The organism is Streptomyces sp. NPDC046915, from assembly GCF_040644935.1.
Classification (GTDB): Bacteria; Actinomycetota; Actinomycetes; order Streptomycetales; family Streptomycetaceae; genus Streptomyces.
Genome location: NZ_JBEYXB010000028.1, coordinates 48,127 through 74,474, shown reverse-complemented (window position 1 = coordinate 74,474; position 26,348 = coordinate 48,127). Strand labels below are relative to the sequence as shown.

Genomic DNA, 26,348 nt, shown 5'->3' with positions numbered 1-26,348 from the left:
TTCAGGCGGCTTCGGGCAACCAGGCTGGGGTACCGTCAGAAGAACTGTCTTATCAAACTCACTATGGCAGGAGGGACGGGGCGACACCGCTCCGTATGGATGGACGTGAAGCGATACTTCCGTGGGCCGGTCATGTGGATCGTGCTGGCCGTCCTTGCCGTGGTCGTGTTGATGCAGGTCGTCGGCTCGTCCGGCGGCTACAAGACGGTGGACACCGGCCAGGTCGTGGCGGCGATCAATGAGAACAAGGTCGAGTCGGCCAAGCTCACCACCGGCGACGAGCAGACCGTCAAGGTCACGCTCAAGGACGGTGTGAAGGTCGACGGCAGCTCGAAGATCCAGGCGAGCTACATCGGCGACCAGGGCGTGGCCATCGCCAGCACGCTGCAGACCAAGTACCAGGACAAGCAGATTCCGGACGGCTACACGGTGTCGCCGTCCAAGCAGAACCCGTTCCTCGGCGTCCTGCTCTCCCTGCTCCCCTTCGTCCTCATCGTGGTCGTCTTCCTGTTCCTGATGAATCAGATGCAGGGCGGCGGCTCCCGGGTCATGAACTTCGGCAAGTCCAAGGCGAAGCTCATCACCAAGGACACCCCGAAGACGACGTTCACGGACGTCGCGGGCGCGGACGAGGCCGTCGAGGAGCTCCAGGAGATCAAGGAGTTCCTCCAGGAGCCGGCCAAGTTCCAGGCCGTCGGCGCCAAGATCCCCAAGGGTGTGCTGCTGTACGGCCCGCCCGGCACCGGCAAGACCCTGCTCGCGCGCGCCGTCGCGGGCGAGGCGGGCGTGCCCTTCTACTCGATCTCCGGTTCCGACTTCGTCGAGATGTTCGTCGGTGTCGGTGCCTCCCGAGTCCGTGACCTGTTCGAGCAGGCCAAGGCGAACGCCCCGGCGATCGTCTTCGTCGACGAGATCGACGCGGTCGGCCGCCACCGCGGCGCCGGCCTGGGCGGCGGTCACGACGAGCGCGAGCAGACGCTGAACCAGCTGCTCGTCGAGATGGACGGCTTCGACGTCAAGGGCGGTGTGATCCTCATCGCCGCCACGAACCGGCCCGACATCCTCGACCCGGCCCTCCTGCGCCCCGGCCGCTTCGACCGCCAGATCGCGGTCGACCGCCCGGACATGCAGGGCCGTCTGGAGATCCTCAAGGTCCACCAGAAGGGCAAGCCGGTCGCTCCGGACGTCGACCTGTCCGCGGTCGCCCGCCGCACGCCGGGCTTCACCGGCGCCGACCTGTCGAACGTGCTGAACGAGGCGGCCCTGCTCACGGCCCGCAGCGACCAGAAGCTCATCGACAACAAGATGCTGGACGAGGCGATCGACCGCGTGGTCGCGGGCCCGCAGAAGCGGACCCGGATCATGTCGGACAAGGAGAAGAAGATCACCGCGTATCACGAGGGCGGTCACGCCCTGGTCGCGGCGGCATCCCCGAACTCCGATCCGGTCCACAAGATCACGATCCTGTCCAGAGGCCGGGCCCTCGGCTACACGATGGTGCTCCCGGACGAGGACAAGTACTCGACCACGCGCAACGAGATGCTGGACCAGCTGGCGTACATGCTGGGCGGCCGCGCGGCCGAGGAGCTCGTCTTCCACGACCCGACCACGGGCGCGGCGAACGACATCGAGAAGGCCACCGCCACCGCCCGCGCGATGGTCACCCAGTACGGCATGACCGAGCGTCTGGGTGCCATCAAGTTCGGCGGCGACAACACCGAGCCGTTCCTCGGCCGTGAGATGGCTCACCAGCGCGACTACTCGGAAGAGGTCGCCGCGCTGGTGGACGAGGAAGTCAAGAAGCTCATCGAGAACGCGCACAACGAGGCCTGGGAGATCCTGGTCGAGAACCGCGACGTCCTCGACAACCTGGTGCTCCAGCTGCTGGAGAAGGAGACCCTGGGCAAGGAGGAGATCGCCGAGATCTTCGCGGCGATCCACAAGCGGCCCGCGCGGCCCGCGTGGACCGGCTCCTCCCGCCGTACGCCGTCCACCCGCCCGCCGGTGCTCTCCCCCAAGGAGCTCGCACTGACCAACGGTGCGAACGGTGCGACGCCGTCGATCAGCACGGTGAAGTCCACGGCGCCGGAGCCCGCCCCGGCGACCGAGTCGTCCCCGGAGGACCGTCCGGAGAGCTGAGGCACTCCCCGGAGCTCGACCGGCCCGGAATGTAGGCCGCGCCCCCCAGGTTTTAGCCTGGGGGGCGCGGCGTTTCACATGCCCGCCGCTGAGTGACGAAGGAACGAGGCTTCACCATGACCGACCCCGTGACGCTGGACGGCGAGGGCTCGATCGGCGAGTTCGACGAGAAGCGCGCCGAGAACGCCGTCCGCGAGCTCCTGATCGCGGTCGGCGAGGACCCGGACCGCGAGGGCCTGAAGGAGACCCCGGCGCGGGTGGCGCGGGCCTACCGGGAGATCTTCGCGGGGCTGTGGCAGAAGCCCGAAGACGTGCTGACCACGACGTTCGACCTCGGGCACGACGAGATGGTGCTCGTGAAGGACATCGAGGTCCTGAGCAGCTGTGAACACCACCTCGTGCCGTTCGTCGGAGTTGCCCACGTCGGGTACATCCCGTCCATCGACGGCAAGATCACGGGTCTCTCCAAGCTGGCCCGGCTCGTGGACGTCTACGCCCGCCGCCCGCAGGTGCAGGAACGACTCACCACGCAGATCGCCGACTCCCTCATGGAGATCCTGGAGCCCCGGGGCGTGATCGTCGTCGTCGAGTGCGAGCACATGTGCATGTCGATGAGAGGTGTCCGCAAGCCCGGAGCGAAGACCATAACCTCCGCGGTGCGCGGTCAGCTCCGTGACTCGGCCACGCGCAATGAGGCGATGAGCCTGATCATGGCGCGATAGCCCGTTCGGTCACGCCACCGGTTCCGCGCCCGGGTGGTTCTCGTCGTCGTCTTCGGGGAGCTTGCAGACCCGCTCCAGGAACAGGGCAGCCGCTATGACGGCGATGCCGGCCAGGACCGAGAAGGCGGCGTAGATGGCCTGGTCGCGGCGGGCGGGGATGTCGAGGAGTTCCAGCAGAAAGACGCCCGTGCCGCCGTACATGCCGGCGACGAGGGCCGCGACCAGCGCGCTGGACTGGCCGAAGACGACCGCGCGGGCGGCCATCAGGGGGTCGACGCCCTTGGCCTCGGGGTCGCGCTCGCGCTGGGCCTTGAAGCGGGCGCGCAATGAGAACGCCGTGGACAGCAGCACCACGGCGATCAGGGCGAGGACGATGGGCGCGGCCAACGGGACGCTGGGCAGGGTCCCGATCGAATTCCACAGGCGGGCGCCCGCCCAGGACAGGACGCCGGCCACGACGAAAACGCCGGCCAGCAACCTGATGCGCAGCTCTCTCACGGTGTCCCTTCAGCTCCAGCGTGCCGGTGTCCAGGTCGTCTTGACCTTAACGACTACTCGGGCAGTCGGAGTTCCAGGTCCCCCCGGGCCGCGACGCCGTCACGGGTGACGGTGCCGAGGAGGTCGACGACCGTTCCGCGGCCGGGCAGCTGGGCGTCGGGGTCCACGTCGTACCAGGGCGCCAGGACGAAGGCGCGCTCGTGGGCGCGCGGGTGGGGCAGGGTGAGGTACGGGTCGTCGGAGGTGACGCCGTCGTACGCGACGATGTCGACGTCGAGGGTGCGCGGCCCCCAGCGCTCGTCCCGTACCCGGTTGAAGGCCTCCTCGACGGCGTGCGCGCGCTCCAGCAGGGAGGACGGGGGAAGCGTGGTCTTCAGGACCACGACCGCGTTGTAGTACGACGGCTGGCTGCCGGGCTCCACGCCCCACGGCTCCGTCTCGTACACGGGGGAGACCGCCTTGATGCGGAGGCCGGGGGTGTCCTCGAGGGCGTCGATGGCGCCCTGAAGGATCTCCAGGCGGTTGCCGAGGTTGGAGCCGAGGGAGAGCACGGCCCGTTTCGGGTTCTGGAGCGTGGTGTCGGCGGCATCGACCTGCGCCACGACGGAGGCGGGCACCGGCTGTACGGTCGGGTCGGTGGGACCCTGCGTGAAGAAAGCGGTCATACTCGGCTCCGGGTGATGGTGACGGTCACGTCGTCGAAGGGGACAGTGATCGGCGCGTCCGGCTTGTGGACGCGGACCTCGACCTCCTGGACGCCTTGGTGCTTCAGGCAGGCCTGGGCGATGCGCTCGGCGAGCGTTTCGATGAGGTTCACCGGCTCGCCCTCGACGACGGCCACGACCTCCTCGGCCACGATTCCGTAGTGCACGGTCTTCGCGAGATCGTCGGTGGCGGCGGCCGACCGGGTGTCCAGCCCCAGCACGAGGTCCACGACGAAGGTCTGGCCCTTCTCGCGTTCCTCGGGGAACACACCGTGGTGCCCGCGGGCCTTCAGGCCGCGCAGCGCGACACGATCCACGCGAATCACTCCTGCAGTCGTCGGACTGTACATGTCCGGGAACACCCCAGACCCCAGCCGTTCCGTACCGTGTGCGGGCGGCACACCGGCCTCGGACGAATCTACCCGCGGACGCGGACAGAGCCAGGCTGCGGGGGCGTGGACCGACGATGGGACCGGGAGGGTTCATCGCGCGTTTCCCCTGCGGAACCCGGTGGCTCACGGGCTGGTAGCCGCACCTACCCGTCAGTTCGTGATTCCAACCACTTCTTGGCCCCTGCGGCCCGCCTACCCACTCAGGCGGGTGTCTCGTCGTCCTCGTCCTCGTCGTTTTCGGCCAGAACGGGGGAGGCGTGGTGGGACCAGAGTTTCCAGCCGGCGGACGTGCGGCGGAAGACGTTGGTGGCGACGACGAGCTGGCCGACGAGAGGCCCCAGCTCCTCCCCGCCCTCCGGCGCGGGGCCTCCGCTGAGGATGTTCTCCGTGCAGGTCACGAGGGCGGTGTCGCCGGTGACGGAGACATGCACGTCGGTGAGGAAGAACTGGATGTAGTCGGTGTTCGCCATGATCAGCGCGTACGACCTGAGGACCTCGCCGCGGCCGGTGAGCACCGGCCAGCCGGGGTGCACGCAGGAGATCACGCCGGAGTCCGCCGGATCGTGGTACGTCTCGTCGACGCCCAGGTCGGACGGGGTGAGCCAGAGCGAGGACAGCTCTTCGAAGTCGCCGCGTTCCATGGCCTCGTAGAAGGCCGTGTTGGCGAGCTCGACCTGCTCTACGTCGGTGTGGGGAGCGCTCACCGCGCCCCCTCCACCGCCCGCGCCACCCGGACCGCGTCCGCCGTGGCGCGTACCTCGTGGACCCGGACGGCCCAGGCCCCGGCCTGGGCGGCGAGGGCGGAGACGGCGGCGGTGGCGGCGTCGCGTTCCCGGGCGGGGGGAGGGGCGCCCTCGGGCCCGGCGAGGACGCGGCCGAGGAAACGCTTGCGGGAGGCGGCGACCAGCAGGGGGTGGCCCAGGGGGCGCAGCCGGTCGAGGTGGGCGAGGAGGCTGAGGTCGTGTCCGGCCCCCTTGGAGAAGCCGAGGCCGGGGTCGACGACGATCCGGTCGGGGGCGATGCCGCCCGCCAGGACGGCCTCCACGCGCGCGTGCAGCTCGTCGACGACCTCGGTGACGACGTCCTCGTACACGCCCTTGACGTTGCCGCCCTGGAGGAAGCCCCGCCAGTGCATGACGACGAAGGGGGCGCCCGCCTCGGCCACCACGGGGATCATCGAGGGGTCGGCGAGGCCGCCGCTGACGTCGTTGACGAGTGCGGCGCCCGCGGCGAGGGCCTGTGCGGCGACCGAGGCGCGCATGGTGTCGACGGAGACGACGACGCCCTCGGAGGCGAGGCCGCGGACGACGGGAATGACGCGCCGCAGCTCCTCGTCCTCGTCGACGCGGGTGGCGCCGGGGCGCGTGGACTCACCGCCGACGTCCACCAGGTCGGCGCCCTCGGCGACCAGGTCGAGCCCGTGCTTGACGGCGGCCGTGGTGTCGAAGAAGCGGCCGCCGTCGGAGAAGGAGTCGGGGGTCACGTTCACGACGCCCATGACCGCGCAGCGGTCCCATGCCGGAAGGCCCGCCACTGTGCCGCGCCCGCTCTGGTTGCTCATACGTTCAGCCTAGGGCCTGCTGGGAAGGTGGCCTCTGCCCCAGCGGGCCCCGGCCCCAGGTCCGGGGCGGGGCCGTCGGGTCCGGTCGTCGTGCGGCCCGGGCGGAAGCCCCTGCTTCGGGGGGGCGGGGCTTCCACCCGGGCCTGTCGGGGTCATGCCGCCCGGACGTCGCGAACGTCGTGTTCCGCGGTGCTGTGGGAGCACGGACGGGCGGCGGCGGTGCGGCGGCGCAGGAAGCGCGGCAGCGGCAGGGCGAGGTTGACGAAGCCCTCCGCCTGCATGGCGGCGAAGCCGATGCGGGGCAGGTCGCCGGAGGCCCGGTAGACCACGAAGCGCGGCTCCCAGCGTGGCTGGAACTTGGCGTTGAACTTGTACAGGGACTCGATCTGGAACCAGCGGGAGAGGAACACCAGCAGTCCGCGCCAGGCGCGCAGCACCGGGCCCGCGCCGATCTTCTCCCCGCGCGCGAGGGCCGAGCGGAACATCGCGAAGTTCAGGGACACGCGGGTGATGCCGAGCTTCGGGGCCGCCTGGAGCGCGGCGACGATCAGCAGTTCGTTCATGCCGGGGTCGGCCGAGCGGTCGCGCCGCATCAGGTCCAGGGAGACGCCGTCGGTGCCCCAGGGCACGAAGTGGAGGATCGCTTTCAGGTCGCCGTACTCGCCGGGCTCGTCGTCCGCCTTGTGTGCGGTGGCGATCAGGCAGTCGCCGTCCGAGGGGTCGCCGATGCGGCCGAGCGCCATGGAGAAGCCGCGCTCGGTGTCGGTGCCGCGCCACTCCTCCGCCGCGAGCCGGATACGGTCCAGTTCGGCCTCGCCGAGGTCACGGATACGCCGTACCCGGGTTTCGTAGCCGGCCCGCTCGATGCGCTTGACCATCTGTCGCACGTTGCGCATCGCGCGTCCGGCGAGCGAGAAATCCGCGACGTCCACCACCGCCTCGTCGCCCAGTTCGAGGGCGTCCAGGCCGGTCTCACGGGTCCAGACCTCACCGCCGGTCTCCGAGCAGCCCATGACCGCGGGGGTCCAGGAGTGGGCCTTGGCCTCGTCCATGAACCGCTCGATGGCGCCGGGCCAGGCCTCGACGTCGCCGATGGGGTCACCGCTGGCGAGCATGACGCCGGACACGACCCGGTAGGTCACCGCCGCCTTGCCGCTGGGGGAGAAGACGACGGCCTTGTCCCGGCGCAGCGCGAAGTGGCCGAGGGAGTCGCGGCCGCCGTGCTTGTCCAGCAGCGTCCGCAGCCGGGCCTCGTCGTCCTCGGTGAGGCGTGCGGCCGGGTGTTCGGGGCGGAAGGCCAGGTAGATGGTGGTGGCGGCGGTGATCCAGCCGAGGGCGCCGAGGGAGAAGGCGACCGTCCAGGAGGTGTTGCCCTGGTAGTCCACTGGGCCCTCGAAGCCGAACAGGCCGTAGATGACGTGGGTCAGCCGATCGGCCAGGCTCGGGTCGCCGACCATCCGGTCCGGGTGGACGCTGACGATGACCAGTCCGAGTGCGAGGGAACCGGCGCCCATGAGGACGAAGTTGGCGAGCGCGCGCCACCGGCTGCGTGGATCGGGCAGGGCCTCGAACTCGTGGCGGTGGCGCAGCAGCGGTACGAGCAGGGCCAGTGAGATCAGCGCTCCGACGATGGAGTGCCGGTACACGAACTGCGCCACCGCGCCGGCCGGCAGCAGCGCCACCGCGGCCCGCCAGGCCCTGCGCTTACGCCGTTTGAGCCCGTGCGCGAGGAGCAGCAGCAGCACGCCCGCGCTGAGCGAGAGGGCCGCGGCGAAGGGACCGAAGGATCCCGGCAGCACCTCCGCGATGGCGTGCATACGGCTGTGACGGAAGCGCGGGAACACGCCCGCGGCAATGTCCAGGAGCCCCACGACCGCGCCGGCCCTGCCGACCAGTGCGGGAACGGCCTCGGGACGCGGACCGCGGACTATACGCCGCGCCCGGCTTGATCGGCTCGGAACCTCGCCCGACATTTCCCCATCTATCCTGACAGACATCGCATCCCGTAGTTCTGCGAGAGACCTTGAGTCCGGTGCCCCTTTCGGGCATCCGGCGACATTGCGCCCTCTAGGACGGTGTCTCGGGGAAGAAGGTTCCTTCCTCGCCGGAAAGCCGGTTCAAAGCCCAAGGAAAGCCCGGGGCAAGCCAGTGCGACGATCGCGTGGGCGAGCTGGGGCGGAAAGCGCAGGCAGGAACAGCTCATGGGACTCACGAGCAACAAAGTGCTGGTGATGGCGATCGTGCTGGCCGTGCTGCTGTTCGTCGGCACGGTCTGGCAGTGGCCGCGGCTGGCGCGGCGCGACTGGCGGACCGTCAGCGGACGGGTCGGGCTGCTCCTCGCCACCCAGGTGGCGGTCTTCGCCTCCGTGGGTGTCGCCGCCAACCAGGCTTTCGGCTTCTACGCCAGCTGGGCGGACCTGTTCGGCCGGGAGACCGCCCAGGGCGTCGTCGTCGACCACGTGGTGGGCGGCGGCAGCGGCGGCCCGCTACAGGTGCGCAGCACGGCGCTGGTGCAGGGGGTGGACGGGAGACGGCCGCAGACCGCCGGGCAGATCCAGAAGGTGGACATCGTCGGCCGTACGACCCATATCCCCACACCGGCGTACGTGTATCTGCCGCCGGAGTACTTCCAGCCCCAGTACCGCACGCGTACGTTCCCCGCGGCCGTCGTCCTCACCGGATATCCGGGCACCGCGCAGGCGCTGGTGGACAAACTGCGTTACCCGCGTACGGCGCAGGAGCTGGCCAAGGACGGGCGGATGCAGCCGATGATCCTGATCATGCTGCGGCCGACGGTGGCACCGCCGCGCGATACGGAGTGCGTGGACGTTCCGGGCGGGCCGCAGACGGAGACGTTTTTCGCCAAGGATCTCCCCGATGCCGTACTGGCCCACTACAGGGTGGGCAAAAAGCCCGGGAGCTGGGGAATCATCGGGGACTCGACGGGGGGTTACTGCGCGCTGAAGCTCGCCATGCACCACCCTGGTGTGTACGCGGCCGGGGCGGGCCTGTCCCCCTACTACAAGGCGCCGACCGACCCCACGACCGGTGACCTCTTCCATGGCGACAAGAAGCTGCGGAATCGTTCCGATCTGTGGTGGTGCCTCAAGAACCAGGCCGCGCCGGACACCTCACTGCTCGTCAGCAGCAGCAAGATCGGCGAATCCAACTACAAGGCCACGCTGAAATTCATAGATCAAGTACGGGACACGAACCTGACCCGGATCTCCTCGATCATCCTGGACAGCGGCGGCCACAACTTCAACACCTGGCGGCGGGAGATCCCGGCGACACTCCAGTGGATGAGCGGGCGGCTCAGTGACCGCTGAAATGTGAAGACTTCGTCATGGCTGTGTTTTTACGGGGTGGGGCGCCAAGGTTCGCCTACTCGCGGTAAGTTTCTGGCCATGCCACGTGGACGTCATCGCCATTCCCCGCCTCTGCACAGGCTGTTGCCTCCGTCGGCGATCGCAGGCGTCTCCGTCGTCTGCGCGCTGGGCCCCTGGGTGTTCTCGGAGCAGACGATGCTCCGCACCCTGGCCGCCGCCGCCGCGGCGACGGCGGTCGTCGGTGCGGTCGTCATGCGCCGCTGGGACATCTATGCGGGCAAGGAGGTGGCCGACCTCACGCGCGCGCGGGCGGGTGACGAGTGGCGGTTCGAGGAGCGGGTCGCCGAACTGGAGACCGACCTCGAGGAGTCCCGTGAGGTGCGCGGGAAACTGGAGAAGCGGCTGCGGGCCAAGCGGGCGGAGCTGGCGGGCCTGCGCAACGAGCACGCCGCGCTGCTGCGGCGGTACGCCACCGCGGAGACCGAGCGGGCCAGTGCGCTGGAGGGTCGGCGGCTGCTGGAGATAGAGGCCGCGCCGTCGTCGCTGGCGCTTCCGCCGGCGGGTGCGGCGGAGGAGGCCGAGGCCGATACCGAGGCCGACGAGTCGGTAGAGCTCGCCGAGGACGCGCCGGTGGCTTCCGGGGCTTCCGGGGTGTTCTCCCCCGAGGGCTCCCAGCTGTTCCTGCGGGCCAGGGTGGCGCTGGCCCGGTTCGGCACCGGTGACGAGGCGCCCGAGGACGAGGCCGTCGCCAAAGGAGCCGCCAAAGGAGCCGCCAAACGGGCCGAAGGCGGTGAAGTCGCCGCCAAAGGAGAGAGCGTCGGCGAGGGCGTGACGGCATCCGCCCCGGAGCCCGCCTCGGAGTCCGCCTCGGAGGACGAGGAACAGGGGCAGCCCGAGGCGGTCGACGGGCACGAGCACGCGGCCGCCGCCACCACCACGACTGCTCCGGCCGAGCCCGCCCCGGCCGCATCCCAGCCCACGGGTCACTTCACGGTGCCGACCGCGGTGGCCGTCGTGCCCGCCGCCGCGCCCGTTCGGCGCCCGGCGGTCGAGGGTGGCTTCGACTTCTTCGGTACGCAGAAGGAGGCGCCGTCCGGCGCGCTGGACGCGGTGCAGAACGAGGACCTCGCCGATGTGGTCGGCCAGGAGGCCCTCGCGCTCCACAAGGCCGAGTCGGAGGCGCACTTCAAGCCCGCCGACGAGGGGTCCCGTGGCGTCGGCCAGGTCATCGACCTGACGGCCCACGACGAGACGGAACAGATCGACATGCAGGGGCTGCGCAGCGCGGCTTCCTGAGCCTTGCCGAGGGCCTGGACCCCCCTTCGGCCTGAACGGCCTCGTCCTCAAACTCCCCCAGAGGGGGCACCCCCAGACGGACTGATAAGAGCGGGCCGCGCCTTCCAGTCGCCCGCGAGGGGGGAGGGGAGCCGTACCTTCCAGCCCACTCGCACGGGTGGTGGGTGGGCATAGGCCCGGGGGTCTGGGGGCGAAGCCCCCAGTGGCGCCCGCCGGCCGGCACGGGCTAGCTCATCCAGCGTTCCGGGCCCGCGTCGCGGCGGCCCGTGCGGGAGCGCTCGGCCTGGGCGTGGAGGAGGGCCGCGGCCTCGCGGGCGTCGCGCAGGCGGGCCGTGACCGTCTTCCCGGCCCCGGTGTCCACGTGGACGTCGGCGAGGCGCCACAGCCGCGCCCAGGGCCCCTGGGTGAGCCGTACGCTCTGGACCTTGGCGTGCGGAACCAGGGAGAGGCTGCGGCGCAGCAGCCCGTGCCGGGCGGCGAAGACGGCGTCCGTGACCGCGATGCCGTGGCCCCGCCACCACACCGGCAGGCACCATCCGGCCCGGCGCGGCGGCCGTACCGGAGCCGAGGGGACCGTCACCCCGGGCAGTGTCCGCGAGATGACCGACTCGGCGACCGCGCGCGGAGCGACCGGCACCAGCACGGAGTTGGACGACCCGGCCACGTACAGCTCCACCCGCACCCACCCCCGCCGCCGCCACAGCAGCGGCTCCACGATCCGTACGCTCTGCACCCGCCCCGGCGGCACCGTCTCGTGCGTGCGGTCGAGCAGCCCGTGGTCGATCCGCAGCCCGTCCGGGGACTCGGCCACCGTCCAGTCGTACTCACCGACGAACCGCCCCACGGTGTGCGCGCCCGCCGCGCCGAGGAACGGCAGCCCGGTGACGAGCACCGTCCACATGTTGTGGGTGGCGAGCCACAGCACGGGCGGGACGACGAGGGCGGCCGCCAAGGAGCCCCACGTGGCGGCCGTCAGCAGCAGCGAGACCGCGAGCTTGTGCGGGGGGACGCGCACCAGCTCCCGCGCCGGCGCCTCGCCCACCTCGCGTGCCGTCTCCGGTGCGAAACCGGCCGCGCGCGCGAGCAGTTCGGCGCGCAGCGCCCGTGCCTCCCCCTCGCCCAGGAAGGCAAGTTCATCCTTTTTGTCGGCTCCCACGACATCGATCCGGAGCTTGGCGACACCGGCCACGCGCGCGAGCAGCGGCTGGGTGATGTCGACGGCCTGGATCCGCTCCAGCCGGATGTGGGCGGTGCGCCGGAACAGCAGACCCGTGCGTATGCGCAGTTCGGCGTCGGTCACCGCGAAGTGCGTGAACCACCAGGACAGGAACCCGTAGAGGGAGGCCGCCGGGACCAGTACGGCGAGCCCGGCCAGCAGCATGGTCGTGGTCAGCCTCGTCAGCTGCGCCTGCGCCTGGTCCGGGTCGTGCGCGGCCCATCCGGCGAGCACGGCGACCGGCGCCCAGGCCCGCCGGAACGGCGTCACGGGGTGCAGCCGCCGCTCGCCGTGCCCGGCGGGTGGGACCTGTCGTATGCCGTCGGCCGCTTCCGGTGCCGTCACAGTCCCGCCGATCGGGCCTCGCCCAGCTCGCTGAGCCGGTCGCGCAGCCGCTCCGCCTCGGCCGGGTCGAGGCCGGGGATGGCCGCGTCGGTCGCGGCGGCCGCCGTGTGCAGCTGCACGCTCGCCAGCCCGAAGTGACGTTCCACCGGCCCGGAGGTCACCTCGACCAGCTGCATCCGCCCGTACGGTACGACGGTCTCCTCGCGCCACAGCACACCGCGGCTGATCAGCAGGTCGTCGGCGCGCTCGGCATAGCGCCAGGACCGCCAGTTGCGGCCGAGCAGCACCCAGCCCCACGCCATCAGGGCCAGCGGCAGCAGCGCGAACGCGGCCCACCCCGGCCCGGCGAGCAGCCCGAGCAGCAGTCCCACGGCGAGCGCCGCCGCTCCCAGCCACAGCACCAGCAGCAGCCGCCGCATCCGCAGCAGGCCCGGGGGCAGCCCCCGCCACACCGGCTCGGCCGCCGTCGCCGCGCCGATTTCCCCGCTCCCCGTCTCCATACGGTCAGCCTACGTAGGGGAGACTGTGTCCATGACGTCCATGACCCCCGCGACCCCCGAGACGGAGACCACGGTCGGGATCGGCGGCGCCGCGGAGAGCACCGACATGGTGCTGAACATCGGCCCCCAGCACCCGTCCACGCACGGCGTGCTGCGGCTGAAGCTGGTGCTGGACGGCGAGCGCATCGTGCACGCGGAACCGGTGATCGGCTATATGCACCGCGGCGCGGAGAAGCTCTTCGAGGCGCGCGACTACCGCCAGATCATCATGCTCGCCAACCGCCACGACTGGCTGTCGGCCTTCTCCAACGAGCTGGGCGTGGTGCTCGCCGTGGAGCGGATGCTCGGCATGGAGGTCCCCGAGCGCGCGGTGTGGACGCGGACCCTGCTGGCCGAGCTGAACCGGGTGCTGAACCACCTGATGTTCCTCGGCTCCTATCCGCTGGAGCTGGGCGGCATCACCCCGGTCTTCTACGCGTTCCGGGAGCGCGAGGTGCTCCAGAACGTCATGGAGGAGGTCTCCGGCGGGCGCATGCACTACATGTTCAACCGCGTCGGCGGCCTGAAGGAGGACCTGCCGGCCGGCTGGGCCGCACGCGCGCGTGCCGCCGTCGCCGCCGTCCGCTCGCGCATGGACGTCTTCGACGACCTGGTGCTCGGCAACGAGATCTTCCGGGGGCGCACCCGGGACGTGGGGACGCTCTCGCCGGAGGCCGTGCACGCCTACGGCGTGAGCGGGCCCATCGCGCGCGCCTCGGGCGTCGACTTCGATCTGCGCCGCGACGAGCCGTACCTGGCGTACGGCGAGCTCCAGGACGTCCTGGAGGTCGTCACCCGGCGGGAAGGCGACTGCCTGGCCCGCTTCGAGTGCCTCCTGGCGCAGACCCACAACGCGCTGGACCTGGCCGACGCCTGCCTGGACCGGCTCGCCGAGCTGCCGCCCGGCCCGATCAACCAGCGGCTGCCGAAGGTCCTGAAGGCGCCCGAGGGCCACACGTACGCGTGGACCGAGAACCCGCTCGGCATCAACGGCTACTACCTGGTCAGCAAGGGCGAGAAGACCCCGTACCGGCTGAAGCTGCGCTCGGCCTCGTACAACAACATCCAGGTGCTGAACGAGCTGCTGCCGGGGACGCTGGTGGCGGACATGGTGGCGATCCTGGGCTCAATGTTCTTCGTGGTCGGGGACATCGACAAATAGGTCCGGTACGTCCGTGACCCCGATCGGCTGGAGCAGCCACCCGAAGTCCCCGAGACCGCCCGGCGCCGTCAGCTCGGCGGCCTCACCGGCGCTCGCCAGGGCGCGTACGTACTCCGCCGGGTCGGTGGACGCCAGCGCGAGCGGGGGGCGCGCGCCCGTGAGGCCCAGGGCGCGCAGGGCCTCGCGCTGGACGAGCAGGCGTGCGCCGGGGAGTGCGCGCGCCGTGGGGTGCGCCGCGCACGCGTCCAGGGCCACATGCGCGGTGATGTCGCACGACCCGTCCGGCACGGGCGCCGTCTCGCGCCCCTCCCGGAAACCGGTCAGCGTCCCGAAGAGCGGACGCGTGTCCGCGGTGTGCGCGTAGTCCACGGCGACCGCCAGCCCCCGCTCCACGCGCGCGACGGCCGACGCCCACGCGGTGTCCCTGGGCAGCCCGATCTCCGCCCGCAGCCCCTCCTCGGGCGGCAGCGGCCACCACCGCGCCAGCCACTCGGCCTCCGCCCCCGCCACCGGCTCCCCGAGCCGCTCGCGCCCGTCCTCCCGCACGAGCACCCGTCGGGGTACGCCCGCCGGGTCCACCTCCGCGACCTCCACGGGTACGTTGTCCAGCCACTCGTTGGCGAACAGCAGCCCGTGGATCCCCCCGGGCGGTTCGCTCAGCCAGGCGATCCGCTCGTCGAGCCCCGCCGGGCGGTCGGCCAGCTCGACGGCGTACCCCCGCGCGCGTGCGGCCACCTCGGCCGGCAGCGCGGCCAGCACACCCGTGACCAGCTCGCCCCGCCCGGCCCCGAGGTCGACGAAGTCCAGCGTCCCCGGCCGCCCCAGCGCCTCGTCCACCCGGCACAGCAGCCGCGCCACGGCCCGCGCGAACAGCGGCGAAGCGTGGACGGAGGTCCGGAAGTGCCCGGCCGGTCCCTCGGGCCGCCGGTAGAAGCCGCCGGGCCCGTACAGGGCCGTCTCGGTGGCCGTCCGCCAGCCCCGCCACTCACCGGAGTTCTCATCCCTCACCGGGACAGACTAGGCGCACAGGTGATCACGTCCTCCACCTTGCGGAGTATGCCGGACGGGAACGGATCGGCCCTCCGGTTGACCCCTGCACACTTCCCGTTTCCCTACTCTGGGTTACGTGCAGCGCCTCTATGACTTCCTCCGCAGGCACCCGACCGGGGTCGACACCTTCTGGGCCGTCGTCCTGTTCGGGATCTCCGGCGTGAGCGTGACGAGCCTCAACGGGGCGCCGGACCACCACGGATCCATCGCCGCCGGGCTGGCCGTCTCCGCCGTCCTGTGCCTGGTCGTCGCGTTGCGCCGCCTCTTTCCGGAGCCGATGCTGCTGCTGGCCGCCGCGGCCGGCCTCGCCCAGCTGATCCTGGACGTCGAGACGACCGTCGCCGACTTCGCCATGCTGGTGATCACCTACACGGTCGCCACGGTCGGCGCCCGCTGGGCCTCGCGGCTCGCCCTCGGCATCAGCCTGTGCGCGGCGACCCTGGCGCAGATCCGCTGGCCGGTCGACGAACCCGCCGGCGTGGCCCGCATCGCGGTCGTGGTGTTCCAGACGGTGCCGTTCGCCCTCGCCTGGGTGCTCGGCGACTCCATGCGCACCCGCCGCGCCTACTTCGCGCAGCTGGAGGAGCGCGCCTCCCGCCTGGAGAAGGAGCGCGAGGCGCAGGCGAAGGTCGCGGTCGCCGCCGAACGCGCCCGCATCGCGCGCGAGCTGCACGACGTCGTCGCGCACAACGTGTCGGTGATGGTGGTGCAGGCCGACGGCGCCGCCTACGTCCTCGACTCCGCGCCCGACCAGGCGAAGAAGGCCCTGGAGACGATCTCCTCGACCGGCCGTCAGGCCCTCGCCGAGATGCGCCGCCTGCTGGGCGTGCTGCGCACCGGCGAGCACCAGGAGAGCGGCGAGTACGTCCCGCAGCCCGACGTCGAGCAGATCGACGACCTGGTCGACCAGTGCCGCAGCTCCGGCCTGCCCGTCGACTTCAAGGTGGAGGGCACCCCGCGCCCGCTGCCCAGCGGCGTCGAGCTCACCGCGTACCGGATCGTGCAGGAGGCGCTGACCAACACCCGCAAGCACGGCGGGCCCAACGCGGGCGCCAGCGTGCGGCTGGTCTACTTCGACGACGGGCTCGGCCTGCTCGTGGAGGACGACGGCAAGGGCGCCCCGCACGAGCTGTACGAGGAGGGCGGCGCCGACGGCCAGGGCCACGGCCTGATCGGCATGCGGGAGCGGGTCGGTATGGTCGGCGGCACCCTGGACGCGGGCCCGCGCCCCGGTGGAGGCTTCCGTATCAGCGTCCTGCTGCCGCTGAAACCGGCGCACTGACGCCGACGCACGCCCCGCGTTGACACCTGTCACGCCCGCGCACGACCCACTCGCCCCACGACCCCGCCGAAGAACGGAAGAGGCCCCCGATGACGATCCGCGTGATGCTCGTCGACGACCAGGTGCTGCTGCGCACCGGGTTCCGGATGGTGCTCGCCGCCCAGCCGGACATGGAGGTCGTCGCGGAGGCGGGCGACGGCGTCGAGGCCCTTCAGGTGCTGCGCTCCGCCTCGGTCGACGTGATCCTGATGGACGTACGCATGCCGAAGCTGGACGGCGTGGAGACCACCCGACGCATCTGCCTGGAGCCCGACCCGCCGAAGGTGCTGATCCTGACCACCTTCGACCTCGACGAGTACGCGTTCTCCGGGCTCAAGGCGGGCGCCTCCGGCTTCATGCTCAAGGACGTGCCGCCCGGCGACCTGCTGACCGCCATCCGCTCCGTGCACAGCGGCGACGCCGTCGTGGCGCCGTCCACCACCCGCCGACTGCTGGACCGCTTCGCGCCCATGCTGCCGTCCGCCGGCAAGGAGCCGCAGCACCGGGAGCTGGAGCGGCTCACCGACCGCGAGCGCGAGGTCATGGTGCTGGTCGCCCAGGGCCTGTCGAACGGCGAGATCGCCGCCCGGCTGGTGCTGTCCGAGGCGACCGTGAAGACCCATGTGGGCCGCATCCTGACCAAACTGGGCCTCAGGGACCGGGTACAGGTGGTGGTCCTGGCCTACGAGACGGGGCTCGTACGGGCGGGCGGGCACGGCTGAGCCATCGCCCTCACCGGGCACGACGGCGTGGTCATCGCCCCGATGACGGTCACCGACTCCGGCCACTTCGCCGAGACCGTCGGCCGCCTGCGCGAACTCGGCCATGACGTACGGCACTTCATGTTGCTCGCCGAACGCGGGACCGTGCTGAAGCGGCTGCGCCAACCGGAGTTCGCCGAGCACCTCTGGACGGACCACCCCGGCGTCCCGGAGACGGCGGGCCGCGTCGCCGGCCTGGTCGGCCTCGCCCTGCGCCCCAACCACGACGGCCCGCTGCGTGCCCGGATGAGGCAGGTGGGCGTGGGGCTGCGGCACATCCGGTTCGACCGAGACCGCCGCCCCCCGCCCCCGTGCCTCGGGGTTACGTCCCTTCCGGCAGCCGGGCCACGAAGTCCGCGACCGCCGTCTTCACGTCGGCCGCCGTCCACTCCAGGCCGGCGGCGCGGACGTTGACCTCGGTCATGGCCAGGCCCGGCGGCCCGCCGCGGTGCCAGGGGCGTGCGAAGAGCAGCGACCCGGTCTCCTCGGCCTGCCGCACCGCCGTCTCGGCGAGTACGTCGGCGTCGTACGGCAGCCACACCTGGAACTCCTGCGTGTGCGGCTCCTCGGGGTGCACACGTGCCCAGGGCACCCCGGCCGCGGCGAACCCCTCGCGCAGCGCCGCGGCCACCACGCGCGCGTGCCGCACGTACTCCGGCAGCCGGGGCAGCTCCCGCTCCAGCCCGACCAGCGCCGACAGGGCGGTGGGGAACTGCTGGAACACCATGCCGCCGTACCGGTGCCGCCAGGTCTTCGCCTCCTCCACCAGCGTCCTCGGACCGGCCAGCGCGGCGCCGCCGAAGCCGTCGAGGGACTTGTAGAACGACACGTAGACGCTGTCGGCGAGCCCGGCGATCTCGTCCAGGGAGCGGCCGAAGTGGACGGTGGCCTCCCACAGGCGCGCACCGTCGAAGTGCACCACCGCGTCACGCTCGCGTGCCGCCGCCACGACCTCCGTGAGCTCCTCCCAGGTGGGCAGCACGAAACCGGCCTCCCTGAGGGGCAGCTCCAGCATCAGCGCCCCGAAGGGCTCCTCGAAGTCGCGTATCTCCGCGGCCGTGGGGAGCCGGGGTTCGTCGGTCACCCGGACCGGGCGCAGTCCGCTCACCCCGGTGAACGCGTTCCGCTCGTGCACCTCGGGATGCGCCAGCGCGTGCAGGGCGACGGTGGGGTCACCGGTGCGGCCCGCCCAGCAGCGCAGGGCCACCTGCTGGGCCATCGTGCCGGTCGGGAAGAACGCGGCGGCCTCGGTGCCCAGCAGCGCGGCGACGCGCTCCTCCAGGGCCGCCACGACGCCGTTGCCGTAGAAGTCCACCCGCTCGTCCAGGTCGTACACCCCGGGCGCCGCTTCCTGAAGCAGCGCGAGCCGATCGCGGATCGTGTGGTGGACACCGTCGTGGGCCAGGACGCGCCGGGCCTGACGGACGGCGGCCGCGCGTCGCTGTCGTATGTCACTCATGGCATCGGATGATGCCGTGCCCCACCATGGCGGGACACCGGATTTACCGGCCCCGGGCCCGTGTGCGGAAACCCACAGCCTGTGGACAACCGACCGGCCCTCGACCCGATAGCGTTAACATGACGAGAAATCGTCCGGTACCCAGAGCGGACTGGAACGGGAAGGCCGTCGTCGCGTGACCACAGTCCACCAGCAAGACTCCAAGGACCGCCCCGCGCGGCTCACCGTCGGCGTCATCGGCGCCGGCCGGGTGGGTCCCGCGCTCGCCGCGTGCCTCCAGCTCGCCGGTCACCGTCCGGTCGCCGTCTCCGCCGTCTCCGACGCCTCCCGGCGGCGGGCCGCGCTGCTCCTGCCGGACGTGCCGGTCGTGCCGCCCGCCGAGGTCCTCCAGCGCGCCGACCTGGTCCTGCTGACCGTCCCGGACGACACCCTGCCCGGCCTCGTCACCGGCCTCGCCGAGACGGGCGCCGTACGCCCGGGACAGCTGCTCGTGCACACCTCCGGGCGGTACGGCGCCAAGTTGCTCGAACCCGCCCTGCGCGCGGGCGCGCTGCCGCTGGCCCTGCACCCCGCGATGACCTTCACCGGCACCCCCGTCGACGTCCAGCGGCTCGCCGGCTGCTCCTTCGGCGTCACCGCGCCCGAGGAGCTGCGGCTGGCCGCCGAGGCCCTCGTGATCGAGATGGGCGGCGAGCCCGAGTGGATCGCCGAGGAGAACCGCGCGCTCTACCACACCGCCCTCGCGCTGGGCGCCAACCACCTGGTCACGCTGGTCGCCCAGTCCATGGAGCTGCTGCGCACGGCCGGCGTCGGGGCCCCCGACCGGATGCTCGGCCCGCTGCTCGGCGCCGCCCTGGACAACGCCCTGCGCTCCGGCGACGCGGCGCTGACCGGGCCCGTCGCACGCGGGGACGCGGGCACCGTCGCCGCCCACGTCGCCGAGCTGCGGGCGCACGCCCCGCAGGCCGTCGCCGGCTATCTGGCGATGGCCCGCGCGACCGCCGACCGCGCGCTCGCCCACGGACTGCTGAAGCCGGAACTCGCTCAGGACCTCCTCGGGGTACTCGCCGACGGGGCGGCCGGCGCCGAGGGGCCCGGCGGCACCGGGGGATCCGGCGGAGCCGACGGCGCCGAGGGGGACGGCCGATGACCGGGACCGGGTCCAAGACCGCGACGGAGGGCCGCCCGGCGACGTGCGCGCCCGGGAACGGAGACCTGCGATGACCGCCGCCCTGCTGAGCACCGCCGCCGAACTGCACGCGCGCGTGCGCCGGGGCCGCCGCGCCGTCGTGATGACCATGGGCGCCCTGCACGAGGGCCACGCCACGCTGATCCGCACCGCCCGCGAGATCGCCGGGCCGGACGGCGAGGTCGTCGTCACCGTCTTCGTCAACCCGCTTCAGTTCGGCGCCGGCGAGGACCTCGACCGCTACCCGCGCACCCTCGACGCCGACCTCAAACTCGCCGAGCAGTCCGGCGCGGACGCCGTGTTCGCCCCCGCCGTGGACGAGGTCTACCCGGGCGGCGAACCCCAGGTGCGCGTCTCCGCGGGCCCGATGGGCGAGCGCCTGGAGGGCGGCTCCCGCCCCGGGCACTTCGACGGCATGCTGACGGTCGTCGCCAAGCTGCTGCACCTCACCCGCCCCGACGTGGCCCTGTTCGGGCAGAAGGACGCCCAGCAACTGGCCCTGATCCGGCGCATGGTGCGGGACCTGAACTTCGGCATGGAGATCGTCGGCGTACCGACCGTGCGGGAGGACGACGGCCTGGCACTGTCCAGCCGCAACCGCTACCTCTCGCCCCGGGAACGGCGCACGGCCCTCTCCCTGTCCCTGGCCCTGTTCGCGGGCCGCGACCGGCACGTCGCCCAGGAGGCGCTGCTCGCGCGGGCCCGCGAGGTGCCCGCCACGCGCGCGCGTGCGGAGGCGCTCAGCGCCATAGGGGAGTCCCGCGCGGCGGCCGACGCGCACGCCGTCGCCAAGGCGGCCCCGGGCGGCCCGGCGGCCGTCCGCGCGGCGGCCCGCCAGGTCCTCGACGAGGCCGCCCGCCTCGACCCGCCGCTCCAACTGGACTACCTCGCACTGGTCGACCCCTCCGACTTCACCGAGATCGGCGACGACTTCACCGGCGAAGCCGTCCTCGCCGTCGCCGCCCGGGTCGGCACGACCCGGCTGATCGACAACCTCCCCCTCACCTTCGGAACCCTCGGAGCCGCCTCGTGACCAGCACAGGCATACGACTGCACGCGCCCGCCCCCGGGTGGTCCATCGCAGCGGACGTGATCGTCGTCGGCTCCGGAGTGGCCGGCCTCACCGCGGCCCTGCGCTGCGAGGCGGCGGGCCTGACCACGGTCGTCGTCACCAAGGCCCGCCTCGACGACGGCTCCACCCGCTGGGCACAGGGCGGCATCGCCGCGGCCCTCGGCGAGGGCGACACCCCCGAACAGCACCTCGACGACACCCTGGTCGCGGGCGCGGGCCTGTGCGACGAGGAGGCCGTACGGATCCTCGTCACCGAGGGCCCCGACGCCGTACGGCGGCTGATCTCCACCGGCGCCCACTTCGACACCGACGACGAGGGCGACATCCACCTCACCCGCGAGGGCGGCCACCACCGGCGCCGGATCGCCCACGCGGGCGGCGACGCCACCGGCGCGGAGGTCTCCCGGGCGCTCGTGGAGGCCGTGCACGCGCGCGGGGTGCGCACGATCGAGAACGCGCTCGTGCTGGACCTGCTGACCGACGCCGAGGGCCGTACGGCCGGTGTCACCCTGCACGTGATGGGCGAGGGCCAGCACGACGGCGTGGGCGCCGTGCACGCCCCCGCGGTGGTTCTCGCGACCGGCGGCATGGGCCAGGTGTTCTCCGCGACCACCAACCCGTCGGTGTCCACCGGCGACGGTGTGGCGCTGGCGCTGCGCGCGGGCGCGGAGGTCTCCGACCTGGAGTTCCTCCAGTTCCACCCGACCGTGCTGTTCCTCGGCCCGGAGGCGGAGGGGCAGCAGCCGCTCGTCTCCGAGGCGGTGCGCGGCGAGGGCGCCCACCTGGTCGACGGCGACGGCGTGCGCTTCATGGTCGGCCAGCACGAACTGGCCGAGCTGGCGCCCCGGGACATCGTCGCCAAGGGCATCCTGCGACGGATGCTGGAGCAGGGCGCCGAGCACATGTACCTCGACGCCCGGCACTTCGGGGCCGACATGTGGGAGCAGCGCTTCCCGACGATCACGGCCGCCTGCCGCGCGAACGGCATCGACCCGGTCACCGACCCCATCCCGATCGCCCCGGCCGCCCACTACGCCTCCGGGGGCGTACGCACCGACTCCCGCGGCCGGACCACCGTCCCGGGCCTGTACGCGTGCGGCGAGGTCGCCTGCACCGGCGTGCACGGCGCCAACCGGCTCGCCTCCAACTCCCTCCTGGAGGGCCTGGTCTACGCCGAGCGCATCGCCGCCGACATCGCCGACGGTCACGCGGCCGAGGGCGACGCGGCCGACGGCCTTCACGCGCGCGTGCCCGAGCCCGTCCCGGACCCCGGGAGGCCGGCGCACCCCCTGCTCGCCCCCGAGGCCCGTTTCGCGATCCAGCGGATCATGACCGAGGGCGCGGGCGTCCTGCGCTCGGCGGAATCCCTCGACAAGGCCGCCGAGCAGCTCCAGCGGCTGCACTCCGAGGCCCGCGACGCCCTCGACGAGAACGGCAAGACCGCCGAGCCCGGCGTCGACACCTGGGAGGCCACCAACCTCCTGTGCGTGGCCCGCGTCCTGGTCGCCGCCGCGCGGCTGCGCGAGGAGACCCGCGGCTGCCACTGGCGCGAGGACCGGGCCGGCCGCGACGACGCGAACTGGCGCCGCCACATCGTCGTACGGCTGAATCCCGACCGATCGCTGGCCGTGCGCACCACCGACACCGCAGACTTCCCCCCGACCCGGCAGCATCAGCGTCCCCAGGAGCAGTGAGTCACGTGAGCACCCCCGACCTTCCCCTCGCCTCGTCCGGCGGTTGCGGCGACGGCTGCGCCTGCGGCGCGGGCGGAGACGAGGGATACGACGAATACACGGAGTGCGGGCTCGACCCCGCGCTCGCGCAGCTCCTGGCCGACGCCGGACTCGACCCGGTGGAGGTCGAGGACATCGCCAACGTGGCCATCCAGGAGGACCTCGCCCACGGCGTGGACGTGACGACGGTCGCGACCATCCCCGAGGACGCGGTGGCCACCGCCGACTTCACCGCGCGCGAAGCGGGCGTGGTCGCGGGCCTCAGGGTCGCCGAGGCCGTGGTCTCCGTGGTCTGCACGGACGAGTTCGAGGTCGAGCGGCACGTCGAGGACGGCGACCGGGTGGCGGCCGGGCAGAAACTGCTGTCGGTCACCACGCGCACCCGTGACCTCCTGACCGCCGAGCGCAGCGCGCTGAACATCCTGTGCCGCCTCTCCGGCATCGCGACCGCCACGCGCGCGTGGGCGGACGGGCTGGAGGGCACCGACGCCAAGGTGCGGGACACCCGCAAGACCACGCCGGGGCTCCGGGCGCTGGAGAAGTTCGCGGTGCGCTGCGGCGGGGGCGTCAACCACCGTATGTCGCTCTCCGACGCGGCCCTGGTCAAGGACAACCACGTCGTCGCCGCGGGCGGGGTCGCGCAGGCCTTCAAGGCCGTACGGGAGGCCTTCCCGGACGTGCCGATCGAGGTCGAGGTCGACACCCTGCACCAGCTGCGCGAGGTCCTGGACGCGGGCGCCGACCTGATCCTGCTGGACAACTTCACGCCGATGGAGTGCGAGGAGGCCGTGGCGCTCGTCGACGGACGGGCACTGCTGGAGGCTTCCGGCCGGCTGACCCTGGACAACGCCCGCGCGTACGCCGAGACCGGCGTCGACTTCCTCGCCGTGGGGGCCCTGACCCACTCCTCGCCGATCCTGGACATCGGCCTGGACCTGCGCGAGGCGGAGTAACGGCCATGCTCCTCACGATCGACGTGGGCAACACGCACACGGTGCTCGGCCTGTTCGACGGCGAGGACATCGTCGAGCACTGGCGGATCTCCACGGACGCGCGCCGGACGGCGGACGAGCTGGCGGTACTGCTCCAGGGCCTGATGGGCATGCACCCGCTGCTCGGCGACGAACTGGGCGACGGGATCGACGGGATCGCGATCTGCGCGACCGTGCCGTCGGTGCTGCACGAGCTGCGTGAGGTGACGCGGCGGTACTACGGGGACGTGCCGGCGGTGCTGGTGGAGCCCGGGGTGAAGACCGGCGTGCCGATCCTCACCGACAACCCCAAGGAGGTCGGCGCCGACCGGATCATCAACGCGGTGGCCGCCGTCGAGCTGTACGGCGGCCCGGCGATCGTCGTGGACTTCGGTACGGCGACGACCTTCGACGCGGTGTCCGCGCGCGGGGAGTACGTCGGCGGGGTCATCGCCCCCGGTATCGAGATCTCGGTCGAGGCGCTCGGCGTCAAGGGTGCCCAGCTCCGCAAGATCGAGGTGGCCCGGCCGCGCAGTGTCATCGGCAAGAACACGGTCGAGGCGATGCAGGCCGGGATCGTGTACGGGTTCGCCGGGCAGGTCGACGGCGTGGTGAGCCGGATGGCGCGGGAGCTCGCCGACGATCCGGAGGAGGTGACCGTGATCGCGACGGGCGGGCTGGCGCCGATGGTGCTGGGCGAGTCCTCCGTGATCGACGAGCACGAGCCGTGGCTGACCTTGGTGGGGCTGCGCCTGGTGTACGAACGGAACGTCTCCCGCATGTGAGAGCACCGACGCCGCCGCTCGGGTGGGTCACTCGCGCCACACCAGGCTCTTATGCCGAGTTTGTCTGATTAGCGCGTATCTTCGGCGCATGCCCACGCCATACGGAACCCGCGGTGGCATGGCGTTCGGTGTGGAGGAGCTGCGTGTGCTCCGCCGCGCTCTCGCCCTTGCCCTTCATCCCGGCCCGGCTTCGGCCGAGGACGTGCAGGAGTGTTTCCGGCTCGCCGAGTCGCTCGACGAGGCGATGCGTGAGGGGGCGAGGTGGCGTGCCTTCGTGAGGGCGGACCTGGCCAGGTTCCGGGCCGCGCTGCCCGGGACCGCCGCCGGTTATCTGGCGCTCCTGGAGGAGGCGCTGCGCGCGGGGTACCGGCCGACGCCCGACGATCTGGCCGCGCTGGGGGCCCTGCGCGGGAATCCGGCCGCGGCGGCCCTGCTCGAGCGGTGCGCCGTGACCGTACCGGCCTGCCGTACGCCGCTGCCGGTCCTCCCGAGGGGCCGGTCCGCGGAATCGGCGGAATCAGGGGAATCGGCGGAATCGGGCGAGGGGGGCACTGACAAGCCCGCCGAGGAGCCCGCCCGGAAACCCGCCCGGAAGCCCGCCGAGCCCGTCACGCCCGCCGCGCCCCGCCCGTCCCGGCCCATTCCGACCCCGGGTGAGGTCTTCCCGCGCCGCAAGCCCGCCCCGCCGTCCGAAGAGCCCTCCCGGCGGCTCGCCGTCGTCTGAGCGCACCCCTGCCGGTCCGGGTGAATCCCCGTGGCTACCCTGGAGGCATGGACTACGTCTCCGCGCTCGTGCCTCCGGTCGTCATGGCCATCTTCTTCATCGGTGTGGTCAGGGTGATCGTGAAGACCCAGGGCGGCGCCGCCAAGGCCAAGGAGGACGCGGCCGTCGACGCCGCCCTCTCGGAGGCCCCCCGCCAGGCCCCCGCCGGCACCGACGCCTGAGAAGGATCGCGCGGCCGGTCGCGACGTGCGCCCCTTTTGTTCGCGTTCACACCGAAACCGCACGTCCCGCACGCCATTGCCGGGATCTCCCACTATTGTTCTGAGGTGTGCCCCGGCCATTGGGAGAACTCGAAGACGCGGTCATGACGCGGGTGTGGAAGTGGAACCGCCCGGTGACCGTTCGAGAAGTCCTGGAAGACCTTCAGCGAGAACGGTCCATCGCGTACACCACGGTCATGACCGTTTTGGACAATCTCCATCAGAAGGGCTGGGTGCGCCGCGAGGCGGAAGGCCGGGCCTATCGATATGAGGCCGTCTCCACCCGGGCCGCCTACGCCGCCGCACTGATGAACGACGCCTGGTCGCAGAGCGACAACCCGGCCGCCGCTCTCGTCGCGTTCTTCGGGATGATGAGCGAGGAACAGCGCCAGGCCCTCAGGGACGCCGTACGCATCGTCCAGGGCCCCACGGATAGCGCCCCGGCGGATACCCGCCCCGATACCGCCGCCCATACCAGCCCCGATACCGGCCCCGATACCGGCGACGAGAACCCCGGCTCGGTGCGGGAGCGCGGCGGGCGATAGCGTCCGCTCATGTCAGCAGAGCGTCCCGAAGTCACCGCAAAAGCCATCACCGTCCGGCGGGCGAGGACCAGCGATGTCCCGGCCGTGCGCCGGCTCCTCGACGTGTACGTCCGTGACCGCATCCTGCTCGACAAAGCGACTGTGACGCTTTACGAGGACATCCAGGAGTTCTGGGTCGCCGAACGCGACGACAACGCCGAGGTGCTCGGCTGCGGCGCACTGCACGTGATGTGGGAAGACCTCGCGGAAGTCCGCACTCTCGCGGTGAAGCCCGGTCTGAAGGGCGCGGGCGTCGGCCACCAGTTGCTGGAGAAGTTGGTTCAGACCGCCCGCTGGCTCGGCGTTCGCCGGGTTTTCTGTCTGACCTTCGAAGTGGACTTCTTCGGGAAGCACGGCTTCGTGGAGATCGGGGAGACACCCGTGGACACCGATGTCTACGCGGAGCTGTTGCGTTCCTATGACGAGGGCGTCGCGGAGTTCCTCGGTCTCGAACGAGTGAAACCGAACACCTTGGGCAACAGCCGGATGCTTCTGCATCTGTGATCATCGGGCATTGCCCACGCGCCCTATGTCCG

Annotated in this window: 26 protein-coding genes and 1 pseudogene; 17 read left to right on the top strand and 10 right to left on the bottom strand. The window is 72.0% G+C overall.

What is annotated here, in order from left to right; all coding sequences use genetic code 11:
• The first annotated feature begins 99 nt into the window (after positions 1–99).
• Positions 100–2,139, top strand: a complete 2,040-nt coding sequence (gene ftsH / locus ABZ915_RS42805) for an ATP-dependent zinc metalloprotease FtsH (RefSeq protein WP_361814942.1) — start codon at positions 100–102, stop codon at positions 2,137–2,139.
• A gap of 116 nt (positions 2,140–2,255) precedes the next feature.
• On the top strand, positions 2,256–2,861 hold the full coding sequence (folE, locus tag ABZ915_RS42800) for a GTP cyclohydrolase I FolE (RefSeq protein ID WP_361814939.1): 606 nt from the start codon (positions 2,256–2,258) through the stop codon (positions 2,859–2,861).
• A 9-nt stretch (positions 2,862–2,870) separates the two neighbouring features.
• Here the strand turns inward: folE and ABZ915_RS42795 are convergent, their stop codons facing one another.
• The 6 genes from ABZ915_RS42795 to ABZ915_RS42770 all read right to left on the bottom strand — a co-directional run bounded on the left by ABZ915_RS42795 (position 2,871) and on the right by ABZ915_RS42770 (position 7,989).
• On the bottom strand, positions 2,871–3,359 hold the full coding sequence (locus ABZ915_RS42795; RefSeq protein WP_361814936.1) for a DUF3180 domain-containing protein: 489 nt from the start codon (positions 3,357–3,359) through the stop codon (positions 2,871–2,873).
• A 53-nt stretch (positions 3,360–3,412) separates the two neighbouring features.
• Entirely contained in the window at positions 3,413–4,024 is a 612-nt protein-coding gene (gene folK / locus ABZ915_RS42790) for a 2-amino-4-hydroxy-6-hydroxymethyldihydropteridine diphosphokinase (protein ID WP_361814933.1), read from the bottom strand.
• Entirely contained in the window at positions 4,021–4,380 is a 360-nt protein-coding gene (gene folB / locus ABZ915_RS42785; protein ID WP_361814931.1) for a dihydroneopterin aldolase, read from the bottom strand. Before folB ends, folK begins: the two co-directional genes overlap by 4 nt.
• A gap of 275 nt (positions 4,381–4,655) precedes the next feature.
• Positions 4,656–5,159 (bottom strand): nuclear transport factor 2 family protein, encoded by a 504-nt coding sequence (locus tag ABZ915_RS42780; protein WP_361814928.1) that lies wholly within the window; start codon positions 5,157–5,159, stop codon positions 4,656–4,658.
• Positions 5,156–6,016, bottom strand: coding sequence for a dihydropteroate synthase (gene folP / locus ABZ915_RS42775; RefSeq protein WP_361814925.1), 861 nt, complete (start codon positions 6,014–6,016; stop codon positions 5,156–5,158). The genes ABZ915_RS42780 and folP overlap by 4 nt, the downstream gene beginning before the upstream one ends.
• 152 nt (positions 6,017–6,168) lie before the next feature.
• Entirely contained in the window at positions 6,169–7,989 is a 1,821-nt protein-coding gene (locus ABZ915_RS42770) for a phosphatidylglycerol lysyltransferase domain-containing protein (RefSeq protein ID WP_361814922.1), read from the bottom strand.
• 228 nt (positions 7,990–8,217) lie between these two features.
• Between ABZ915_RS42770 and ABZ915_RS42765 the strand changes: the two genes are divergently transcribed.
• The gene (locus ABZ915_RS42765) at positions 8,218–9,345 is read left to right on the top strand and encodes an alpha/beta hydrolase-fold protein (protein ID WP_361814920.1); all 1,128 of its coding nucleotides are present in this window, start codon (positions 8,218–8,220) and stop codon (positions 9,343–9,345) included.
• Between the two features lie 78 nt (positions 9,346–9,423).
• On the top strand, positions 9,424–10,641 hold the full coding sequence (locus ABZ915_RS42760; RefSeq protein WP_361814917.1) for a hypothetical protein: 1,218 nt from the start codon (positions 9,424–9,426) through the stop codon (positions 10,639–10,641).
• A gap of 226 nt (positions 10,642–10,867) precedes the next feature.
• Here the strand turns inward: ABZ915_RS42760 and ABZ915_RS42755 are convergent, their stop codons facing one another.
• Positions 10,868–12,202: a PH domain-containing protein gene (locus tag ABZ915_RS42755; RefSeq protein ID WP_361814915.1), complete on the bottom strand. Its 1,335-nt coding sequence runs from the start codon at positions 12,200–12,202 to the stop codon at positions 10,868–10,870.
• On the bottom strand, positions 12,199–12,702 hold the full coding sequence (locus ABZ915_RS42750) for a PH domain-containing protein (RefSeq protein ID WP_361814912.1): 504 nt from the start codon (positions 12,700–12,702) through the stop codon (positions 12,199–12,201). The genes ABZ915_RS42755 and ABZ915_RS42750 overlap by 4 nt, the downstream gene beginning before the upstream one ends.
• A 40-nt stretch (positions 12,703–12,742) precedes the next feature.
• On the opposite strand from ABZ915_RS42750, the gene ABZ915_RS42745 reads away from it, so the two are divergent.
• Positions 12,743–13,903: an NADH-quinone oxidoreductase subunit D gene (locus tag ABZ915_RS42745; protein WP_361814990.1), complete on the top strand. Its 1,161-nt coding sequence runs from the start codon at positions 12,743–12,745 to the stop codon at positions 13,901–13,903.
• Here ABZ915_RS42745 and ABZ915_RS42740 read toward each other — a convergent pair.
• The gene (locus ABZ915_RS42740) at positions 13,868–14,911 is read right to left on the bottom strand and encodes an SAM-dependent methyltransferase (RefSeq protein ID WP_361814909.1); all 1,044 of its coding nucleotides are present in this window, start codon (positions 14,909–14,911) and stop codon (positions 13,868–13,870) included. The genes ABZ915_RS42745 and ABZ915_RS42740 overlap by 36 nt on opposite strands.
• Positions 14,912–15,029: 118 nt before the next feature.
• Between ABZ915_RS42740 and ABZ915_RS42735 the strand changes: the two genes are divergently transcribed.
• From ABZ915_RS42735 to ABZ915_RS42725, 3 genes and pseudogenes are all read left to right on the top strand, one after another.
• Entirely contained in the window at positions 15,030–16,235 is a 1,206-nt protein-coding gene (locus ABZ915_RS42735) for a sensor histidine kinase (protein ID WP_361814907.1), read from the top strand.
• A gap of 89 nt (positions 16,236–16,324) precedes the next feature.
• Positions 16,325–16,996 (top strand): response regulator transcription factor, encoded by a 672-nt coding sequence (locus tag ABZ915_RS42730; RefSeq protein ID WP_361814904.1) that lies wholly within the window; start codon positions 16,325–16,327, stop codon positions 16,994–16,996.
• 3 nt (positions 16,997–16,999) lie between these two features.
• Positions 17,000–17,317, top strand: a pseudogene (locus tag ABZ915_RS42725) (ATP-binding protein); the annotation flags it as partial.
• 40 nt (positions 17,318–17,357) lie between these two features.
• On the opposite strand, the gene ABZ915_RS42720 reads toward ABZ915_RS42725, so the two are convergent.
• Positions 17,358–18,494 (bottom strand): beta-eliminating lyase-related protein, encoded by a 1,137-nt coding sequence (locus ABZ915_RS42720; RefSeq protein ID WP_361814902.1) that lies wholly within the window; start codon positions 18,492–18,494, stop codon positions 17,358–17,360.
• A 175-nt stretch (positions 18,495–18,669) separates the two neighbouring features.
• Between ABZ915_RS42720 and ABZ915_RS42715 the strand changes: the two genes are divergently transcribed.
• From ABZ915_RS42715 to ABZ915_RS42675, 9 genes are all read left to right on the top strand, one after another.
• The gene (locus ABZ915_RS42715) at positions 18,670–19,644 is read left to right on the top strand and encodes a DUF2520 domain-containing protein (RefSeq protein WP_361814899.1); all 975 of its coding nucleotides are present in this window, start codon (positions 18,670–18,672) and stop codon (positions 19,642–19,644) included.
• A gap of 70 nt (positions 19,645–19,714) precedes the next feature.
• A complete protein-coding gene (panC, locus tag ABZ915_RS42710; protein WP_361814896.1) occupies positions 19,715–20,716 on the top strand; it encodes a pantoate--beta-alanine ligase in 1,002 nt (333 codons plus the stop codon).
• Entirely contained in the window at positions 20,713–22,449 is a 1,737-nt protein-coding gene (locus ABZ915_RS42705) for an L-aspartate oxidase (protein WP_361814893.1), read from the top strand. The genes panC and ABZ915_RS42705 overlap by 4 nt, the downstream gene beginning before the upstream one ends.
• Before the next feature lie 5 nt (positions 22,450–22,454).
• A complete protein-coding gene (gene nadC / locus ABZ915_RS42700) occupies positions 22,455–23,441 on the top strand; it encodes a carboxylating nicotinate-nucleotide diphosphorylase (RefSeq protein ID WP_361814890.1) in 987 nt (328 codons plus the stop codon).
• Between the two features lie 5 nt (positions 23,442–23,446).
• Positions 23,447–24,244 carry a type III pantothenate kinase gene (locus ABZ915_RS42695; protein WP_361814888.1) on the top strand — a complete coding sequence of 266 codons (798 nt, stop codon included), beginning with the start codon at positions 23,447–23,449 and terminating at the stop codon, positions 24,242–24,244.
• A gap of 88 nt (positions 24,245–24,332) precedes the next feature.
• Positions 24,333–24,968, top strand: coding sequence for a hypothetical protein (locus ABZ915_RS42690; RefSeq protein WP_361814885.1), 636 nt, complete (start codon positions 24,333–24,335; stop codon positions 24,966–24,968).
• 47 nt (positions 24,969–25,015) lie between these two features.
• Positions 25,016–25,189 (top strand): hypothetical protein, encoded by a 174-nt coding sequence (locus ABZ915_RS42685; RefSeq protein ID WP_361814882.1) that lies wholly within the window; start codon positions 25,016–25,018, stop codon positions 25,187–25,189.
• Between the two features lie 107 nt (positions 25,190–25,296).
• The gene (locus tag ABZ915_RS42680) at positions 25,297–25,773 is read left to right on the top strand and encodes a BlaI/MecI/CopY family transcriptional regulator (RefSeq protein ID WP_361814879.1); all 477 of its coding nucleotides are present in this window, start codon (positions 25,297–25,299) and stop codon (positions 25,771–25,773) included.
• Between the two features lie 9 nt (positions 25,774–25,782).
• Positions 25,783–26,316 carry an amino-acid N-acetyltransferase gene (locus ABZ915_RS42675; RefSeq protein ID WP_361814876.1) on the top strand — a complete coding sequence of 178 codons (534 nt, stop codon included), beginning with the start codon at positions 25,783–25,785 and terminating at the stop codon, positions 26,314–26,316.
• Positions 26,317–26,348 lie beyond the last annotated feature (32 nt).

Coding starts and splice junctions, on each gene's coding strand:
- ABZ915_RS42695 (WP_361814888.1), top strand. CDS start 23,447: ATGCTCCTCACGATCGACGTGGGCAACACGCACACGGTGCTCGGCCTG.
- ABZ915_RS42770 (WP_361814922.1), bottom strand. CDS start 7,989: ATGTCGGGCGAGGTTCCGAGCCGATCAAGCCGGGCGCGGCGTATAGTC.
- ABZ915_RS42760 (WP_361814917.1), top strand. CDS start 9,424: ATGCCACGTGGACGTCATCGCCATTCCCCGCCTCTGCACAGGCTGTTG.
- panC (WP_361814896.1), top strand. CDS start 19,715: ATGACCGCCGCCCTGCTGAGCACCGCCGCCGAACTGCACGCGCGCGTG.
- ABZ915_RS42720 (WP_361814902.1), bottom strand. CDS start 18,494: ATGAGTGACATACGACAGCGACGCGCGGCCGCCGTCCGTCAGGCCCGG.
- ABZ915_RS42690 (WP_361814885.1), top strand. CDS start 24,333: ATGCCCACGCCATACGGAACCCGCGGTGGCATGGCGTTCGGTGTGGAG.
- folK (WP_361814933.1), bottom strand. CDS start 4,024: ATGACCGCTTTCTTCACGCAGGGTCCCACCGACCCGACCGTACAGCCG.
- ABZ915_RS42765 (WP_361814920.1), top strand. CDS start 8,218: ATGGGACTCACGAGCAACAAAGTGCTGGTGATGGCGATCGTGCTGGCC.
- ABZ915_RS42675 (WP_361814876.1), top strand. CDS start 25,783: ATGTCAGCAGAGCGTCCCGAAGTCACCGCAAAAGCCATCACCGTCCGG.
- folP (WP_361814925.1), bottom strand. CDS start 6,016: ATGAGCAACCAGAGCGGGCGCGGCACAGTGGCGGGCCTTCCGGCATGG.
- ABZ915_RS42750 (WP_361814912.1), bottom strand. CDS start 12,702: ATGGAGACGGGGAGCGGGGAAATCGGCGCGGCGACGGCGGCCGAGCCG.
- ABZ915_RS42745 (WP_361814990.1), top strand. CDS start 12,743: ATGACCCCCGCGACCCCCGAGACGGAGACCACGGTCGGGATCGGCGGC.
- folE (WP_361814939.1), top strand. CDS start 2,256: ATGACCGACCCCGTGACGCTGGACGGCGAGGGCTCGATCGGCGAGTTC.
- ABZ915_RS42730 (WP_361814904.1), top strand. CDS start 16,325: ATGACGATCCGCGTGATGCTCGTCGACGACCAGGTGCTGCTGCGCACC.
- ftsH (WP_361814942.1), top strand. CDS start 100: ATGGACGTGAAGCGATACTTCCGTGGGCCGGTCATGTGGATCGTGCTG.
- ABZ915_RS42685 (WP_361814882.1), top strand. CDS start 25,016: ATGGACTACGTCTCCGCGCTCGTGCCTCCGGTCGTCATGGCCATCTTC.